At 70.0% G+C, this 16,288-nt stretch carries 17 protein-coding genes; 13 read left to right on the forward strand and 4 right to left on the reverse strand.

All coding sequences use genetic code 11. The features are described 5' to 3' along the window. Window positions 1-87 precede the first annotated feature (87 nt). Both DS837_RS11845 and DS837_RS11850 read right to left on the reverse strand, forming a co-directional pair. A complete protein-coding gene (locus DS837_RS11845; RefSeq protein WP_149164943.1) occupies window positions 88-465 on the reverse strand; it encodes a response regulator in 378 nt (125 codons plus the stop codon). 68 nt (window positions 466-533) lie between these two features. Beyond that, window positions 534-923 carry an Hpt domain-containing protein gene (locus tag DS837_RS11850; RefSeq protein WP_149164944.1) on the reverse strand — a complete coding sequence of 130 codons (390 nt, stop codon included), beginning with the start codon at window positions 921-923 and terminating at the stop codon, window positions 534-536. Between the two features lie 135 nt (window positions 924-1,058). Between DS837_RS11850 and DS837_RS11855 the strand changes: the two genes are divergently transcribed. Together DS837_RS11855 and DS837_RS11865 are read left to right on the forward strand one after the other, a co-directional pair. Continuing rightward, window positions 1,059-2,030, forward strand: coding sequence for an NAD(P)/FAD-dependent oxidoreductase (locus DS837_RS11855; protein WP_247889885.1), 972 nt, complete (start codon window positions 1,059-1,061; stop codon window positions 2,028-2,030). A gap of 336 nt (window positions 2,031-2,366) precedes the next feature. After that, window positions 2,367-2,558 carry a hypothetical protein gene (locus DS837_RS11865; RefSeq protein WP_014198714.1) on the forward strand — a complete coding sequence of 64 codons (192 nt, stop codon included), beginning with the start codon at window positions 2,367-2,369 and terminating at the stop codon, window positions 2,556-2,558. Between the two features lies 1 nt (window position 2,559). Here DS837_RS11865 and DS837_RS11870 read toward each other — a convergent pair whose 3' ends face one another. Both DS837_RS11870 and DS837_RS11875 read right to left on the reverse strand, forming a co-directional pair. Continuing rightward, the gene (locus tag DS837_RS11870; RefSeq protein ID WP_149164946.1) at window positions 2,560-2,928 is read right to left on the reverse strand and encodes a chaperone modulator CbpM; all 369 of its coding nucleotides are present in this window, start codon (window positions 2,926-2,928) and stop codon (window positions 2,560-2,562) included. Between the two features lies 1 nt (window position 2,929). Then, window positions 2,930-3,838: a DnaJ C-terminal domain-containing protein gene (locus DS837_RS11875; RefSeq protein ID WP_149164947.1), complete on the reverse strand. Its 909-nt coding sequence runs from the start codon at window positions 3,836-3,838 to the stop codon at window positions 2,930-2,932. A 233-nt stretch (window positions 3,839-4,071) separates the two neighbouring features. On the opposite strand from DS837_RS11875, the gene DS837_RS11885 reads away from it, so the two are divergent. The 11 genes from DS837_RS11885 to DS837_RS11935 all read left to right on the forward strand — a co-directional run bounded on the left by DS837_RS11885 (window position 4,072) and on the right by DS837_RS11935 (window position 16,251). Continuing rightward, window positions 4,072-5,076, forward strand: coding sequence for a zinc metalloprotease HtpX (locus DS837_RS11885; RefSeq protein ID WP_149164949.1), 1,005 nt, complete (start codon window positions 4,072-4,074; stop codon window positions 5,074-5,076). A gap of 158 nt (window positions 5,077-5,234) precedes the next feature. Then, the gene (locus DS837_RS11890) at window positions 5,235-7,208 is read left to right on the forward strand and encodes a PP2C family protein-serine/threonine phosphatase (protein ID WP_149164950.1); all 1,974 of its coding nucleotides are present in this window, start codon (window positions 5,235-5,237) and stop codon (window positions 7,206-7,208) included. A 202-nt stretch (window positions 7,209-7,410) separates the two neighbouring features. Then, window positions 7,411-7,986: a cytochrome b gene (locus tag DS837_RS11895; RefSeq protein ID WP_149164951.1), complete on the forward strand. Its 576-nt coding sequence runs from the start codon at window positions 7,411-7,413 to the stop codon at window positions 7,984-7,986. Between the two features lie 264 nt (window positions 7,987-8,250). Then, complete coding sequence (locus tag DS837_RS11900; RefSeq protein ID WP_170295837.1) at window positions 8,251-10,035, forward strand: autotransporter domain-containing protein; 1,785 nt, start codon at window positions 8,251-8,253, stop codon at window positions 10,033-10,035. 127 nt (window positions 10,036-10,162) lie between these two features. After that, window positions 10,163-10,990, forward strand: a complete 828-nt coding sequence (locus DS837_RS11905; RefSeq protein ID WP_149164953.1) for a universal stress protein — start codon at window positions 10,163-10,165, stop codon at window positions 10,988-10,990. Between the two features lie 93 nt (window positions 10,991-11,083). After that, window positions 11,084-11,335, forward strand: coding sequence for a hypothetical protein (locus DS837_RS11910; protein WP_109069401.1), 252 nt, complete (start codon window positions 11,084-11,086; stop codon window positions 11,333-11,335). A 167-nt stretch (window positions 11,336-11,502) separates the two neighbouring features. Further along, window positions 11,503-11,694, forward strand: coding sequence for a DUF2934 domain-containing protein (locus tag DS837_RS11915; RefSeq protein WP_149164954.1), 192 nt, complete (start codon window positions 11,503-11,505; stop codon window positions 11,692-11,694). Window positions 11,695-11,727: 33 nt separating this feature from the next. After that, window positions 11,728-12,135: an Hsp20/alpha crystallin family protein gene (locus DS837_RS11920; RefSeq protein ID WP_149164955.1), complete on the forward strand. Its 408-nt coding sequence runs from the start codon at window positions 11,728-11,730 to the stop codon at window positions 12,133-12,135. Window positions 12,136-12,146: 11 nt separating this feature from the next. Then, window positions 12,147-14,576, forward strand: coding sequence for an endopeptidase La (lon, locus tag DS837_RS11925; protein ID WP_247889886.1), 2,430 nt, complete (start codon window positions 12,147-12,149; stop codon window positions 14,574-14,576). A 91-nt stretch (window positions 14,577-14,667) separates the two neighbouring features. Beyond that, complete coding sequence (locus DS837_RS11930; RefSeq protein WP_149164957.1) at window positions 14,668-15,543, forward strand: DUF2076 domain-containing protein; 876 nt, start codon at window positions 14,668-14,670, stop codon at window positions 15,541-15,543. Between the two features lie 174 nt (window positions 15,544-15,717). Next, on the forward strand, window positions 15,718-16,251 hold the full coding sequence (locus tag DS837_RS11935) for a MarR family transcriptional regulator (protein WP_149164958.1): 534 nt from the start codon (window positions 15,718-15,720) through the stop codon (window positions 16,249-16,251). Window positions 16,252-16,288 lie beyond the last annotated feature (37 nt).

Here is a 16,288-nt window from a genome sequence, read left to right on the forward strand (position 1 = left end):
CGGCAATCCGCACAAGGGTGCAGCGATGCACCGTGTACAGAATAATTCCGCCGTGGTTACGAAAACTATAATGTCGCGGTCAAGGTTCTACCCTTTGGCGGCCAGCGCTTTTTCCAGCTTCTCGCGCAGCCCGGGCGGGGTCAGCGGCTTGACCAGATAGCCGGTGGCCCCGGAGCGCAGGGCCGACAGGACGACGTCGGACCCGTCGTGCTTGGTCAGCATGATGACCGGCGCCCGCCCATCCAGCGCCTCCAGGAAGGCCAGACCGCCCATTGGCGTCATGTCCACGTCGCAGAAGATCGCGTCGAAATCGACCCGGTTGCAACGGGCCAGCGCCTCCGCCCCGTCGGCGGCCTCGATCACCGTGCCGACGCCCAGCTGCTTCAGCAGCCGCACCGAAACGCTGCGGGTCACCACCTCGTCCTCGACGACCAGCACCGCGCACGAATTGAACGACACGGCCATCCTCGCGCTTCGCCCCGGGAGTCACCCATTTGGGTTACACCCGCATGATATATCAGCGCGAAAAAAACTCAAATGCGTGCGATCAGATTTTTCACGTCGGCCAGGGCGCGGTCGAGGGCCGCCGCATCCCGACGCGCCACCGCCGCATCGCCGCACAGGGCTGCCTCCTCCACCGAGCCGAAGAGGTCGGCAACCCGCCCGGCCCCGGCGGTTCGGGCGGCGCCCGCCGCCGAATGGGCGGCCAGCCGGACGCCGTCCAGGTCGCCCGCGGCCAGCCGTTCCTTCAGAGCGCGTGACAACTCGTCGGCGTTTTCCAGGAACAGGGCATAGAGCATCATGACGGTGGGGCCGGGGCCACCGAAATTGCGCAGCATCGGCTCCACGTCGAGGATCTCCCGATCACACGGCGTTGGGTTGGCCCGTTGCGGTTCGGATGGGCTGGATGGCGGCTGGGGCACGGCGGCGGCTCCCGGCAGGACACGGCATGGCCGTACAGTGCGTATGGTAATTCAACTCGGTCAAGCATAGGCCGGCGCGGCGAATGGACGCTTTGGCGTTGCAGCATCCGGTTACGGAACCGGGGGACGCGCCGCTTGTTCCCCAACGTCGTCAACGACCGCTGGAACGCCCGAGCGATGACCGCCGCAAGTGAAGAACAGCGTCTCGACACCCTGATCGTCGGCGGCGGCCCTGCCGGGCTGACCGCGGCGATCTATCTGGCGCGCTACCGCCGTCGGTTCCTGGTGGTGGATTCGGGGGCGAGCCGGGCCTCCTGGATTCCGCTGTCCCACAATCATGCGGGCTTTCCGGACGGAGTGACCGGCGACGAGTTGCTGGCCCGCATGCGCGCCCAGGCGGAGCGCTACGGCGCCCGGATCCTGCCGGGAACGGTGACGGCGGTGGAGCGGGGCGACGATGGCTACCGCGTGCGGACGGAGGACGGGCGACTGTTCCACGCCCGCACCGTGCTGACCGCGACCGGCGTGATCGACCGTGAGCCGCAACTGCCCAACCTCTATCTGGCGGTGCAGCGGGGGCTGGTCCGCCATTGCCCGATCTGCGACGGGTTCGAGGTGACCGGCCACCGCATCGGCGTCCTCGGCCATGGCACCGGGGCTTTGGGGGAGGCGCTGTTCCTGCGCACCTATTCCCGCGACATCACCGTCCTGACGCTGGGCGAGCCGATGAATCTGGAGGAGGCGGAGGAGCGCCGCATGGCCGAGGCCGGCCTGCGCGCCGTCGAGGACCCGGTGGTGGAAATCCACACCGAGGGCGGGCGGATCGCCGCCCTGACCACGGCAGCCGGCGAGCGGCTGACCTTCGACACTCTGTACTCCGCCCTGGGCTGCCATCCGCGGATCGAGACGGTAAAGGGGTTGGGCGTGCGCATCGGCCCGGACGGGCGGCTGGTCACCGACGGGCACCAGCAGACGGGAATCGAGGGGCTCTACGCCGCGGGCGACATCGTGGAGGGCCTGAACCAGATCTCGGTCGCCATGGGACAGGCCGCGATCGCGGCCACGGCCATCCATCGCCGACTCCTGGCGGAGGACGGGGATATTTGACGGCCCTTGCGGTCCCGTCCGACGCCTCGCCACGCCGGGCAAAATGTCGCATTTGACATTAATGAATGGTAATACCAAACCAATGGCTTGAGCTATGCTCTTGGTTTGATGGGCCTTCCAGGAAAAGCATAAAGGGTTATGCCTTTTGGGCTCGGCCGGACGTTTACACCTGATTAAGAATTTGGGCTTTAGGACTTTCGCCATTGCGAAAGGCGGTCCGTGCGGCGGGGTGTGGCCCGGTGCACAGCGGGGCGAGCGAAGGGGCGTCATGATGACGCCATCAACCAACCCGCCGATCAACCCGGGCAGCCTGCCAGAACGAACGGAACCTGCTCCATGGCCCAATCCGTGACCCGCGCGCTTCAAGCCATCAAACGCCACAACGCCAAGCCGGAGCAGATCGACCACGCCATCCTCAGCGCCATCAACGTGACGCTGTGCATGCAGTCCGGCGGCAACGACCGGGTCGCGGAAGGCTTCAACCAGGACATCGCGCTGAGCGGACGGGCCTTCGGCGTCCGGAGCTGACCTACTCCTCCTTTTCCTCCCGCTTCCGCAGCTCGTCCTGCAGGAGATAGCGGGCCTCCGGCGGCAGATCGCCGATGGCTTCGGCCAACACGCGCAGGCGCCGCCGCAGCCCATAGACGGTGTCCAGCAGCGACAGCACGACCGGCATCGCCTCGTCGTCGAGCGCCAGATCCTCCCGCAGATCGCAGATCAGTTCCAGCCGGGCCATGTCGGCCGCGCTGAAGACGAAACCGGTCCCCTCGTGCCGCGGCCGCAACCAGTGCCGCTCCACCCACACCGTCAGCTGGGCGGAGGAGACGCGCCGGCAGGTGGCCAGCACCTCCTCGGTCCGCCATCCCACGCTGCCCTGGTCCATGCCGTTCCGGTCCATCTCACGCGGCCTCCATGTCCCGCCTCGGGTTGTGGTCGGTCTTCCAGTCCCGGACGAACGCCTCCAGCGCCGGGTCGGGCGCGTCTGGCAGGGCGATGCGCAGCGTCACATACTGGTCGCCGCGCGCCCCGTTCGCTCCGGGTAGTCCCTTGCCCTTCAACCGCAGGCGCGTGCCGTTGTTCGCCCCCTTCGGAACGGTCAGCATCACCGGCCCGTCGATGGTCGGCACACGCACCTTGCCGCCCAGCACCGCCTCGGCCAGAGTCACCGGCAGATCGAGTTGGACATCGTCGCCATCACGCCGGAACCAGGGATGGGGGGTGACCTTGACCGTCACCAGCGCATCGCCGGGCGGACCGCCGTTGCTGCCGGGCAGGCCCTGGCCCTTCAGGCGGATGGTGCCGCCGTCCTCCAACCCGGCGGGCAGGTCGATGTCCAGTGTCTTTCCGTCCGGCATGGTGACGCGGCGCTTGCCGCCCTTGGCCGCCGCCAGGAAATCGACCGTCAGCGCCATGCTGAGGTTGCCGCCCTTCATCGGCATGGCGCCGCCGCGGGCGAAGCCGCGTCCGCCGAACAGGTCGGAGAAGATGTGTTCCAGATCGTCCGACGCGAAGCCCTCGGCGTGGGCGTAACGGGCGCCCGCCGGGCCTTCCGCGAAGTCGCGGTAATACTGGCGCTGCGGCCGTTCCTGACCGGAGTCGTCGATCTCCCCACGGTCGAAGCGGGCGCGCTTGTCGGGATCGGACAGCAGGCTGTAGGCGGCGCTGATATCCTTGAAGCGCTGCTCGGCTTCCGCCTTGCCGGGGTTGAGGTCGGGATGGTGCTTCTTGGCCAGCTTCCGGTAGGCCTTGCGGATCTCGTCGTCCGAAGCGGAAGGTGAAACGCCCAGAATCTCGTAAGGATTGCTCATGGCGATGACCGTGATTGAAAAGCGTGGGTCAGCGGCTAAGGGGTGAGCACGTTCGACGTGTATGTGTTCAACGCTCCCCCGCAAATCAAGAGGGTTGCCCTTCCGTCCGGCGCACGGCGCCTGTGCTTGCGGCCGGGATGACGACGGGGTGGAGCGCGCCAATATGAGACGGGCCGGACTTGGTTCCGGTTGAACGGTTCCAAAGGGAGATGGTTAGGGAGGGAGCCCCCGTCATGCCGCACACGCACCGGTCCTTCATGCCCACGGATCAGGCGGCCGCCGACCTGCGGCGGCGCCACAAGATCGCGAACGTGCTGCAATCCCTCCTCCTGCTCGGCGGGATGGTGCTGCTGCTGGCGCTGTGCGGGATGATCCTGGCGGGGGTGGAGGGGGTGCTGTGGGCGCTGCTCGGCGGCGCCATCAGCCTGCTGTTCAGCCCGCGCCTGTCGCCGCGCATGGTGCTCGGCATGTTCGGCGCCCGTCGCCTGACCCACGCGGAAGCCCCGGTCCTGTTCGACGCGCTGGCCGCCATCGCCCGCCGGGCGGAACTGCCCGCGGTGCCGGAATTGTGGTATGTCGCCAGCCCGGCGCTGAACGCCTTCGCCGTGGGCAGCCGCCGCCGGTCGGCCATCGCGGTCACCGACGGGCTGCTGCGCGCGCTCAGCCTGCGCGAGCTGGCCGGCGTGCTGGCCCACGAGGTCAGCCACGTGCGCAACAACGACCTGACCGTGATGGGGTTGGCCGACACGGTGACCAGCCTGACCCGGCTGATGTCGGTCTTCGGCATGGCCCTGCTGATTCTCAACCTGCCCCTGTTGATGATGCGGCAGGAGGGGGTTCCCTGGCTGCTGGTGCTGCTGCTTATCGCCGCACCCTGGATCGGCGTGCTTCTGCAACTCGCCCTGTCGCGCACCCGGGAATTCGACGCCGACCTCGACGCAGCCCACCTGACCGGCGACCCGGAGGGCGTGGCCTCGGCGCTCGCACGGATCGAGCGGCTTCAGCACAGCCCGTGGGAAGGCCTGCGCTTTCCCGGCCGCCGCCGGGCGCAGAACATCCCGTCCCTGCTGCGCACCCACCCGGACACCGAGGAGCGGGTGCGCCGCCTGATGGCGCTGCGCACCCCGCCGCCGGTCCTGCCGGGGCTCGATGCCCACCCCCTTCATGCCCGGCCGCACCTCGCCATGCCGGCGGCGCTGCGGCGCCCGCGCTACCGGATCGGCGGTTACTGGTATTGAAGGTTACAGAGGGCTGGTGTCCGCCTCTCCTGGACTCGGGGTGCCCGGCTGGGTAGAACCGACGGGCGCGGTCGGGCAATTTTCCCAAATCCCAGGCTTGTCCGGGGAAAGCGGAGCGCCCGCAGCGGTCGGTTGGCTACAGAAGGCGGGTCCCCTCCATGACCTTTCAAGGGCGTTTGGTCCTCCTGATCTCCGGGCTGGTGACGCTGGCGGTGGCGCTGGTCACGATTCTGCTGGCCTGGACGACCCATTCGGCGATCCAGTCGCGGGTCGAAGCGGACGGCCGCATGGCAGCGACCCTGCTGGCCCGCACCGCCACGCTGGCGCGCGAGGTCCCGCGCGACGTCGAGGCCCTGCTGGGCGACCGGCTGCTGTCGGAGGCGACGCTCGCCGCCCACCTCGTCGCGGTGATGGAGGCGGGCAAGGCGCCGGTCAAGGCGGTGACCGACCGGCTGAAGGCCGTCGCGGACGGCGGCGGGCCGGACGAGATCTGGGTCACCGACAACCGGGGCCGCGCCTATCTGCACAACATCCCCGGCCCCGACATCACTTTCGGCCCCGACGCGCGGGCGCAGCCGCGCCAGGCGCCCTATTACGGCCTGCTGAACCGCGCGCCGGAGAAGGTGGTGACCGACGCCGCCACCGAAGGCGGCAAGCTGATGAAGTTCGCCGGCGTGGCCGGCGTCGACAAGCCGCGCATCGTCCAGGTCGGCGCCGATGTGCGCCGGCTGGGCGATATCGCGCGCAAGGCCGGGGTGGACGGGGTGATGGCCTCGCTGCTGGCTGGCGGCACGGTGGAAGGCGCGTGGTTGCTGGAGCGCGACGGGCGTCTTGCCGTGCACGCCACCGGCCCCAGCGCCGGGCCGCTGTCGGAACGGGCGGTCGAGGCGGCGAAGGCCGCGGCGGCGTCCGGCGAGACCGGTCTGCTGCGTGAGGGAGACCGGCTGACCGCCTTCGCCCCGGTGTCGGCGGTGGCCGGGCAGGGGGCGGGCATCGCGGTGGTCCGCCTGCCGGCGGAGGACCTGTCCTCGGTGATCGGCCGCCATGTGAAGATCGGCGTGCTGGTCGGGCTGCTCGTCCTGGCGGCGGGCGTCTACGGCGCCGTCCGCTTCGCGCGCAGCCAGATGGCCCCGATCGAGCGGCTGGGCGAGGCCGTCGCCGCGGTGGAGGCCGGGCGCTTCAACCCCTTCACCCTGAACGAGGCGATGGAGCGCAACGACGAGATGGGCCGCCTCGCCCGCGTCTTCCGCAGCATGGCGCTGGAGGCGTCCTACCGCGAGGAGACGCTGGACGCCCAGCTTCTGATGCGCACCGCCGAGCTGGAGACCCGCACGGAGAAGCTGGCCGCCGCCGAACACTTGATCGAGGAGGAGCAGCGCGCCGCCCGCGATGTGCAGACGAACCTGCTGCCGCAGCAGCTTCCCGCCGGGCGCGACAGCCAGTTCTTCGGCCTGCTGGTCCCCGGTCCGGCGGTCAGCGGCGACTTCTACGACGTGATCGAGTTGGACGAGCGTCGTTGCCTGCTGGTGGTGGCCGGGGTGTCCGGCTGGGGCGTGCCGGCGGCCTTCCTGATGCTGCTGGTGCGCGGCGCGATCCGCGAGGCGGCGGCCCGGCCCGGCATGACCCCCGCGGCCATCCTGGCGGCGGCCAACGACCGGCTGTGCGGGCAGAGCCCCTTCGACGGCTTCGCCACCGCCTTCGTCGCCCTCTACGACCGCGAAACCGGGATGCTCGGCCATTCCAGCGCCGGCAACCGCGCCCCCTGCCGCATCCGGGCGGACGGCAGCGTCCTGACCCTGGCCGACGCGGGCGGCCCGGCGCTGGGCGTGCGCAAGGGCATTCCCTACGGCGAGGCGGTGACCCGGCTGGAGCAGGAGGACACGCTGTTCCTGTGCACCGAGGGCGTGCTGCGCGCGGTGAACGCCCAGCGCGAGCCGTTCGGCGAGGAGCGTCTGGCGGCCGTCCTGCACCAGGGCCGCGGCCTGTCGGCGCGCGACCGCTCCGAATTGCTGCTGCGCGCGGTGGAGGCCCATGTGGGTCCGGGCGGGCAGACCGGCGACATCGTCTGCCTGACCGTCCGCCGCCTGCTGCCTGCCTCCGAGCTGGCGCCGGAGTCCGAAGCGGCGGTGTGACGCCTTTCGGCGACGACCGGCGGCGAGTGAATTTCCTCTGATCGGAGTGACCCGGCTGGCGCGCGGGTCATCCGTGCGACCACGGCGCGGAGCCGTGCGGCACCCCCATCTCAGTCCTGGGTTCCGCCGTTCAGCTTCGGTTCAGTCGCCCCCGGACAGGATGGGCAGGACTTGCCTGTTTCCGCCGATGAGGGGACTTCCGATGTCCAACGCTTATACCGAGGCCGCCGCCCGGCCGCCCGTCAAGACTCGCTACGACGGGGTAATGCTGTTCCTGCACTGGAGCGTCGCCCTGCTGATCCTGGTGGCCTTCGCCATCGCCCAGGGGCGCGGTCTGGTGCCACGCGGGCCGGAGCGGACCGCGCTGATGGACCTCCACCGCTCGCTCGGCGTCCTCGTGCTGGCCCTGGTGGCGTTGCGTATGGTCTGGCGCGCCGTCAGCCCGCCGCCGCCGATGCCCGCCGACACCGCGCCGCTGCTCCTGCTGGCGGCCAAGGCCGGGCATCTGGCGCTTTACGCCCTGATGATCGCGGTGCCTCTGGCCGGTGTGCTGATGACCCAGGCCAACGGCCATCCCGTCTCCGTCTTCGGCCTGTTCACGCTGCCCGCGCTGGTCGGTGAGGACAAGGCCTTCGGCCACACGCTGGAGGAGGCCCACGAGTTGCTCGGCACCGCCATCATCGTGCTGGCCGGCCTGCACGCGGCGGCGGCCCTGGTCCACCAGTATGTGCTGAAGGACGGGACGCTGAACCGGATGCTGCCCTGGGGAAACCGCTGAGCTGTGAAAAGGGCGGGCGGCGCCGGCACCGGACTGCCGGTGGGCGCCACCCGCCGAGTGGCGAGGTCCTGCCTCCTCCATGGATGGACCCATGCTCGGGTCCCCCATGGTCTGATGAACCCGCCCAAGCGGCTTCTCTTCCCGACGCAATGGCGGTACCGCCCCCCGCTTTGACGCACCACTCCTGTTTTCCGGCTGTCCAGCGGGGGAGGTGACGCGGTGACGGGTAAGGCGATTCGTATGGCAGCGGGAGCTGCGTTGCTGATGTCGGCGCCCGCCGGGGCGGTGCCGTTCGACCGGGTGGTCGTCTTCGGCGACAGCCTGTCCGACACCGGCCGCGTCTATGAGCTGACGCGCGGCGGCATTCCGCAGAGTCCGCCCTATTACGACGGGCGTTTCTCCAACGGCCCCGTCTGGGTCGAGCGGCTGGCCCCGCTGATCGGCAGCCAGCCCGACCAGAAGACCAACTTCGCCTATGGCGGTGCGGAGACCGGGACCCTGTCGCAGACCGGCGTTCCCGGCATCCAAGGGCAGGTCGGGCAGTTCCTGCTCAGCCGCCCGAGCGGTACCGGCGGCGGACTGTTCGCGGTGTGGGCGGGCGGCAACGACTATTTCAACCGCGTCGCTGCCGGGTCGGACCCCGCGGGCCTCGTCACCCAGACGGTCGGCAACATCGTCACCACGGTGGAGCGTCTGGCGGCGCTCGGCGGGAAGACCTTCCTGGTGCCGAACCTGCCGGACCTCGGCACCATCCCGGACACCCGCAATTCCGATCGCGCCGCCCTGCTGAACGCGGTCACCGCCTCCCACAACAGCTTGCTGTCGCAGGCGATGGCCGATGTGGAGAAGCGGCTGGGAGTCACCGTCGTGGTGGCCGACGTCAACGCGCTCTACCGCGCGGTGGCGGCCAACCCGACGGCCTACGGCTTCGCCAACACCGTCACGCCCTGCCTGACGAACAACGCGCCCACCGGCGCCTGCGGGACCGAGGCGCAGGCCGACCAGACCGTCTATTGGGACGAGATCCACCCGACCCGCGCCGCCCACCTGTTGATCGCGCAGTACATGCAGGGCGCCCTGCTCGCGCTGAACGACGCGGCGGAGACGGTGGCGATGCAGCCGGAGCTGGCCTTCGAGGCGACGCGGAGCTGGCACCGCGCGCTGCTCGGCTCCATCGTCGGCCCCGCCGCGACGCGGGTGGAGGCGCCGCTCGGCAGTGGCGAGCTGAGGGCCTTCCTGATCGGCGACGCCGCCTGGGGCCGCCTCGGCGGCACGGCCGAGAGGCAGGGGTTCCGCTTCAACACCCAGTCGGGCGGCGTCGGCGCCGAACTGCCGGTCGGGCCGGCGTCGCGCGTCGGGCTGTCGGTCGGCGGGTCGCGCGGCCACGCCAAGCTGGACGAGGGGGCGGGCACGCTGGACATGACCAGCACCATCATCGGCCTGCACGCGGTGACCGAGGCGCAAGGCTTCCTGCTGGCCGTGGCGGGCAGCGTCTCCTTCGACCGCTACGGCGACATCGACCGGACCACCGGATTCGCGCCGTTCCCCAACGCCTCGGCGGAGACGGACGGGCGCACCTATGCCCTGTCGGTCGCCGGGGGCTACACGGCGCAGCTCGGGCCGGTGGCGCTGGGGCCGCGGCTGGGACTGCGCTACATCCACACGCGCATCGACGGTTATCAGGAAAGCGGCGCCGGCCTGTTGTCGCTCGGCGTCGAGCGGCAGAGCGCCGAATCGCTGGAGAGCAGCGTGGGCGCCGAAGCTTCCACCATCGTGGAGATCGGGCGGACGGTGTTTCAGCCCAGCCTGGGCATCGCCTGGGAGCACCAATTCGCGGAGGACGCGCGCACCGTCACCGTCCGCCTGCCCGGCGGAGCGGCCAACAGCGTGAGCCCCAGCGGCAATGGCCGCGACTCCCTGGTGATCGGCGCCGGCCTGTCGGCCCAGCTCTGGCAGGCGGTCGGCGCCACGGTCGGCTACCGCGGCGAACTGTCGGGGGCGGACAGCCACAACCACGCCTTCACCGCCCGCTTGCGAATGAGCTTCTGAGGAAACGTCTATTCCATCCTTCCGGAAGGCTTTTTCCTGCTGGCGTTGCGGCGCCGCAAGAGGAACAATCGGTGCCGGCGCGTCGCCCCCGGGCACGCCCGCCCGAAAGAATAAAGGGAGGATTTTCATGGCCTATAAGCACATCCTCGTGCATCTCGATTCCGGCCCGCAGGTGGAAACCCGCCTCGACGCGGCCATCGCGCTGGCGAAGACCAGCGGCGCCTTCCTGCGCGGCCTGTTCGCCCAGCCGGACCGCAGCGCCACCAGCATCATCGCCCGCCGCTCCAGCGACCATCTGGAGCAGGCCGCCGCCCGCAGCGAGGCGATGTTCCGCGACAAGCTCCAGGCGTCGGGCCTGCAGGGGCAATGGCACGGTCTGACCCACGGCGAGCACAACCACGTCATCCGCGAGGTGATCATCTGGTCGCGCTTCGCCGACCTGACGGTGCTGGGCCAGTTCGACCGCAGCGCCCCCGCCGACGGCGTGGCGCCGGAGGAGCTGAACGAGCAGGTGGTGCTGAACTCCGGCCGCCCGGTGCTGGTGCTGCCCTTCGCCGGCACCTTCCCGGTGATCGGCAAGCGCGTCGCCGTCGCCTGGAACGCCGAGCGCGAAGCCGCCCGCGCCCTGTCCGACGCCATGCCCTTCCTCCAGGCCGCCGACGAAGTCACCGTCATCACCGTTCTGACCCAGGCCGCCCCGCCCGCCGGGTCGGAGCCGCAGCGCATCGGCCTGCTCGACCATCTGGCGCTCCACGGCGTGACGGCCGACCAGACGCATTTCACGGTGACCGACATCGGCGCCATGGACGCGCTTCTGGCTCGCAGCATCGATTCCGGGGCCGATCTCCTGGTGATGGGCGCGCACGGCCATTACGGCTTCCCCTTCCTGCACCGCGGTGGCGGGACGCGCCATGTCCTGCGCACCTGCCCGGTGCCGCTGCTGCTGTCCCACTGACGTCGGCGAGTTCACGGAAACAGGCGGCGGGCTTTCCTCCGCCGGGCCGGGCGGCCATGTAAAGGCTGACCCGGTACCGGCTGGAGAGCGTGCATGTCCTGGCTCCGCGTCTTCCTGATCGCCTGTCCCGTCATCGTCTTGGCGGCGCTGCTCGCCGCCTGGGCGGCGACGGGCTTCGACCTGTTCGGCCTCAGCCTGCCGGGTCTGCTTGCCCTGGTCGGCGGCGCCGTGCTGACCAGCGCCGTCGCCATCGGGCTGATGGCTCTGGTCTTTCTCAGCAACCGCAGCGGCCACGACGAGGCGGCGGGCCGCCCCGATCCCACGGACGGGCCGGACCGGCTCTGAAGCCCAGATCCCGATTGGGGCCATCGGGCCTTTCTTCCGTCTGATGTCCGCAAGGTCAGCGGAACGCCTGCGACTCCCCACCGTTGCTCAATAGACGAAAAAGCCCCGGCTCTTGCGGCCGGACAGGCCATGCCTGCGGCCGGGGCGGGAAGGAGGGAAACGCCACGATGGACGAACACCGCATCCGCCACCGTGCCTACGAGATCTGGGAGCAGGAGGGGCGCCCCGAAGGCCGTCGCGCTGAGCATTGGGAGCGGGCCTGCCGCGAACTCCAGGAAGAGGACGAGCGGGCGAAGGAGAAGGGTCCCGAACCGCGCGATCCCGCCCGCGCCTCCGCGGATTCGGGCGCCGGGATCTGACGTCCATCACACCCATTCCTCCAAGGAGACGCCATGCCGCCCCGTCGTGATCCCGCTTCCTTCATGTGGTCGGAGGCCGTCGAGCTGCTGGACCGTGCCGAGCGGCTGCACCGCCAGTTCTTCCGCCCGGCCCCGCCGGGCCCGCGCAGCGCCTGCTGGACCCCGCCCATCGACGTCTACGAGACGGAGGACGCGGTGACCATCGTCGTCGCCCTTCCCGGCGTCGGCGCGGATCAGCTTCACGTCGCCGTCGAGGACGGCGTTCTGGTGGTCGCTGGAGAGCGCACCCTGCCGATGGGCTGCGACGGGATCATCCACCGGCTTGAGATTCCCCACGGCCGCTTCGAGCGGCGGATCGAACTGCCCGCCGGGGCCTTCCGCATGGGACGGCGCGAGCTGTCCGCGGGCTGCCTCGTGCTGACGCTCGACAAGACGGGATGAAGGACGTTCGAATGACTGCCTCAACGATTGGCGAGCACGCTGCCGAAGCGACGCCGACTCCCCAGATGCCGCCCACCTCACCGCCCGTCTCCGGGCTGCCGGAGGATGTGATCCCGGTCATCCCGGTGCGGAACCTTGTGCAGTTTCCGGGGGTGGTTCTGCCGGTGACGGTCGGGCGGGCGCGCTCGGTCGCCGCGGCGCAGGAGGCGGCCCGCACCGAGCGGCCGGTCGGCATTCTGCTCCAGCGCGACGAGGCGGTGGAGGATCCGACCGGCGCCGACATGCACCGCGTCGGCACGACCGCCAGCATCCTTCGCTACGTCACCACGCCCGACGGCTCGCACCATCTGGTGTGCCAGGGGCAGCAGCGCTTCCGCATCGTCGAGTGGGTGCCGGGCCATCCCTTCATGGCCGCCCGCGTGGAGATGGTGGAGGAAAGCGACACTGCGACGCCGGAAGTCATGGCCCGCTTCCTGAACCTGCGCAACGAGGCGGTGGAGGCGCTGCAACTGCTGCCCCAGGCCCCGCAGGAGCTTCTGGCCGCCGTCCAGGCCATCGAAAGCCCCGGCGAGCTGGCTGACATGACCGCCAGCTACATGGACCTGAAGCCCGCCGAGAAGCAGGAGGTGCTGGAGACGTTCGACCTGCCGGAGCGGCTCGACAAGGTCGGCGCTCTGCTGGCCCGGCGGATTGAGGTGCTGCGGCTGTCCCGCGACCTCCGCGAGCGCACCCGCGAGGCGATGGACGAGCGGCAGCGCGAATACCTGCTGCGCGAGCAGCTGCGCGCAATCCAGAAGGAGCTGGGCGAGGCCGACGAGGGTCGTCAGGCCGAGATCGGCGAGCTTCAGGACGCCATCGCCAAGGCCGGCATGCCCCCCGACGTCCGCGAGCACGCCGAGAAGGAACTGCGCCGGCTGGAGCGCATGCCGGAGGCGGCGGCGGAGTACTCGATGGTGCGCAGTTACCTGGACTGGCTGATCGAAATGCCGTGGGACCGCCGGTCGGAATCCCGCATCGACATCGCCGAGGCGCGCCGCATCCTGGACGAGGACCATTACGGGCTGGAGAAGGTCAAGCGCCGCATCCTGGAGTTCCTGGCGGTCCTCAAGCTGAACCCGGAGGGGCGCAGCCCCATCCTGTGCTTCGTCGGTCCGCCGGGGGTGGGCAAGACCTCGCTCGGCCAGAGCATCGCGCGGGCGACCGGGCGGGCGTTCGCCCGCGTCTCGCTGGGCGGCGTCCATGACGAGAGCGAGATCCGCGGCCACCGTCGCACCTATGTCGGAGCGCTGCCGGGGAACATCGTCCAGGCCATCCGCAAGGCCGGGACGCGCGACTGCGTGCTGATGCTGGACGAGATGGACAAGCTGGGGCAGGGGTTCCACGGCGACCCGTCGGCCGCCCTGCTGGAGGTGCTGGACCCGGAGCAGAACGCGACCTTCCGCGACCATTACCTGGGCGTGCCCTTCGACCTGTCGAAGGTGATGTTCATCGCCACTGCCAACATGCTGGACACCATCCCCGGCCCGCTGCGCGACCGCATGGAGGTGATCGAGCTGTCCGGCTACACCGAGGACGAGAAGCTGGAGATCGCCAAGCGCTACCTGCTGGCCCGCCAGCTCGCCGCCAACGGGCTGACGGCGGAGCAGCTTGAGATCCCCGACGATACGCTGCGGGCGATCATCCGCGACCACACGCGGGAGGCCGGGAACCGCCAACTGGAACGGCTGATCGGCGCGGTCGGGCGCTACGCCGCCGTGCGCATCGCCGAGGGCGAGGTCGAGCGGATGCGGGTCGAGCCGGCGGACCTGACGGCGATCCTGGGGCCGCCGCGATTCGAGAACGACGTGGCGATGCGCACCAGCGTGCCCGGCGTGGCGACCGGTCTCGCCTGGACCCCGGTCGGTGGCGACATCCTGTTCATCGAGGCCAGCCGTTTCTCCGGCTCTGGCCGGCTGATCCTGACCGGCCAGCTGGGCGAGGTGATGAAGGAGAGCGCGCAGGCCGCCCTCAGCCTCGTCAAGTCGCGGGTGAAGGATCTCGGCCTCGACCCGGAGGGGCTGGACCGTTTCGACATCCACATCCACGTCCCGGCGGGGGCCATCCCGAAGGACGGGCCGTCCGCCGGGGTGGCGATCTTCACGGCCCTGGTGTCGCTGCTGTCCGGGCGCTGCATCCGCTCCGACACGGCGATGACCGGGGAGATCAGCCTGCGCGGGCTGGTCCTGCCGGTTGGCGGCATCCGCGAGAAGGTGGTGGCCGCCCAGCGCGCCGGCTTGAAGACGGTGATGCTGCCCGCGCGCAACCGCAAGGATTTCGACGACATTCCCGCGGCGGTGCGCGAACGGCTGAGCTTCGTCTGGCTGGAGCGGGTGGACGACGCCGTCCGTGCCGCCCTGGTGTCCGACACCGCTGCGGAGGCGGTGGAGCGCAAGGCCGGGTAGCGTCTCCGCCGGGGCCGGGACCCTTGCGCACCGGGGGTGCGGTGCGCCACATGAAAGGCGCGCCCGCGTTGAGCGCGCACAGGAGACGATCATGACGCCCGAGGAACGCACCCTCCTTTCCGATCTGTTCACGCACCTGCGCGAGGTGGAGAACCAGCCCCGCGATCCGGAGGCGGAACGCTTCATCCAGCAGATGATCCAGGGCCAGCCCGCCGCCGCCTACTACATGGCGCAGTCGGTCCTGGTGCAGCAGCAGGCGCTGACCGCCGCCCAGCAGCGCATCGACGATCTGGAGCGGCAGGTGAGGGAGGCGCAGTCCCGCGCCCAGCAGAGCCAGACCCAGGCCCCGCCGTCCGGCGGCAGCTTCCTGTCCAACGCTCTGGGGCTGGGGCGCAGCCCGTGGGCCGGCGGGGGCAACCATCCGGCGGAACAGCGGCCCGCTCCGGTTCCCCAAGCTCCCCAGGGGCCGGCCTACAACCCCATGCAGCCGCCAATGCAGTCGCCCGGGGCGCCGTCGCGCAGCCCGTGGGGCGCCGCTCCGCAAGGCGGCGGGCAACCCGGTTACGGTCAGCCCGCCTATCCGCCCCAGCCCGGTTACGCACCGCAGCCCGGCTTCGGCCCGCAGGGCTACGCGCCGCGCGGCGGCGGGTTCCTGAGCGGTGCCGCCCAGACCGCGGCCGGTGTGGCCGGCGGCATGCTGGCGGCCAGCGCCATCTCCTCGATGCTCAGCCATTCGCCGGGACCGTTCGGCGAGGCCGCCGCGGCTGCGGGCCAGACGGCCAGCCATGGCGAGACGGTCATCAACAATTACTACGGCGACTCCGCCGACCAGGGCGCGGACCAGGGGGGCGCGGACCAGGGCTTCCCGCCGGAGGACAACAACCTCCAGAACGTCGACTATCAAACCGACGATTCCTCGTTCGACGACGGCGGCGGCGATGGCGGTGGAGACGACAGCTGGATCTGACCTTATCCAGCCCTTGCCTTATCCAATCTTTGGCGAAGGCGCGCCAACCTTTGGGAAAGGTCCGGTGCGCCTTCACGTCGCCATCACAGTTAATATAAATTAAACAGTTAGGTCCCTACGGTGCGTTGGGCAAGGAAGGCCATTTCCCCCGATCCTCACGCAGACCCGAGGCCCATGACGACGCTCGTTCAGCCCCAGCCGACCGAAGACGCCGAGCGCAACGACGCTGAGCGCAAGGCCTCCGCCACCCAGATGTACCATGAGGTGGCGCGGATCATCGAACGGATGCACCGCCGCTTCCTCGACGTTCTGCGAATCGAGCTGTCCCGCATCGGCATCGACGACATCAGCCCGGTGCAGGTCATGATGCTGCTGAACATCTCCAACGGAGAGATCAGCGTGCGCGACCTGATTGAGCGCGGCTACTACCTCGGCTCCAACGCCTCCTACAACTTGAAGCAGCTGGTGGACAGCGGCTATGTGGACCGCTCCGCCTCGCCGCGCGACAAGCGGGCCGCCCGGCTGAAGCTGTCGGCCAGGGGCCTGGAACTGTGCGAGCGGCTGCGCCACATGGCGTCGGTCCATTCCGACGGCCTGATCCGCAGCAATGGCGACAGCCAGGATTTCGAAGTCACCTACCGTACGCTGCGCCGTCTGGAGCGCAAGTGGACGGACGTCATCCGCTCCGACGAAACGGAAATCCTGTAACGCGCATTGACCTTCCTCAGTGTGCGCGGCGGTAGGC

The sequence above is a fragment of the Azospirillum brasilense genome (genome assembly GCF_008365405.1).
GTDB lineage: Bacteria > Pseudomonadota > Alphaproteobacteria > Azospirillales > Azospirillaceae > Azospirillum > Azospirillum brasilense_D.

What these genes read in the sequence shown, in the direction of transcription:
- DS837_RS11845 (WP_149164943.1), bottom strand. Translation starts at nt 465, where the DNA reads ATGGCCGTGTCGTTCAATTCGTGCGCGGTGCTGGTCGTCGAGGACGAG.
- DS837_RS11865 (WP_014198714.1), top strand. Translation starts at nt 2,367, where the DNA reads ATGGCCCAATCCGTGACCCGCGCGCTTCAAGCCATCAAACGCCACAAC.
- DS837_RS11870 (WP_149164946.1), bottom strand. Translation starts at nt 2,928, where the DNA reads ATGGACCGGAACGGCATGGACCAGGGCAGCGTGGGATGGCGGACCGAG.
- DS837_RS11875 (WP_149164947.1), bottom strand. Translation starts at nt 3,838, where the DNA reads ATGAGCAATCCTTACGAGATTCTGGGCGTTTCACCTTCCGCTTCGGAC.
- DS837_RS11885 (WP_149164949.1), top strand. Translation starts at nt 4,072, where the DNA reads ATGCCGCACACGCACCGGTCCTTCATGCCCACGGATCAGGCGGCCGCC.
- DS837_RS11890 (WP_149164950.1), top strand. Translation starts at nt 5,235, where the DNA reads ATGACCTTTCAAGGGCGTTTGGTCCTCCTGATCTCCGGGCTGGTGACG.
- DS837_RS11895 (WP_149164951.1), top strand. Translation starts at nt 7,411, where the DNA reads ATGTCCAACGCTTATACCGAGGCCGCCGCCCGGCCGCCCGTCAAGACT.
- DS837_RS11900 (WP_170295837.1), top strand. Translation starts at nt 8,251, where the DNA reads ATGTCGGCGCCCGCCGGGGCGGTGCCGTTCGACCGGGTGGTCGTCTTC.
- DS837_RS11905 (WP_149164953.1), top strand. Translation starts at nt 10,163, where the DNA reads ATGGCCTATAAGCACATCCTCGTGCATCTCGATTCCGGCCCGCAGGTG.
- DS837_RS11910 (WP_109069401.1), top strand. Translation starts at nt 11,084, where the DNA reads ATGTCCTGGCTCCGCGTCTTCCTGATCGCCTGTCCCGTCATCGTCTTG.
- DS837_RS11915 (WP_149164954.1), top strand. Translation starts at nt 11,503, where the DNA reads ATGGACGAACACCGCATCCGCCACCGTGCCTACGAGATCTGGGAGCAG.
- DS837_RS11920 (WP_149164955.1), top strand. Translation starts at nt 11,728, where the DNA reads ATGCCGCCCCGTCGTGATCCCGCTTCCTTCATGTGGTCGGAGGCCGTC.
- lon (WP_247889886.1), top strand. Translation starts at nt 12,147, where the DNA reads ATGACTGCCTCAACGATTGGCGAGCACGCTGCCGAAGCGACGCCGACT.
- DS837_RS11930 (WP_149164957.1), top strand. Translation starts at nt 14,668, where the DNA reads ATGACGCCCGAGGAACGCACCCTCCTTTCCGATCTGTTCACGCACCTG.
- DS837_RS11935 (WP_149164958.1), top strand. Translation starts at nt 15,718, where the DNA reads ATGACGACGCTCGTTCAGCCCCAGCCGACCGAAGACGCCGAGCGCAAC.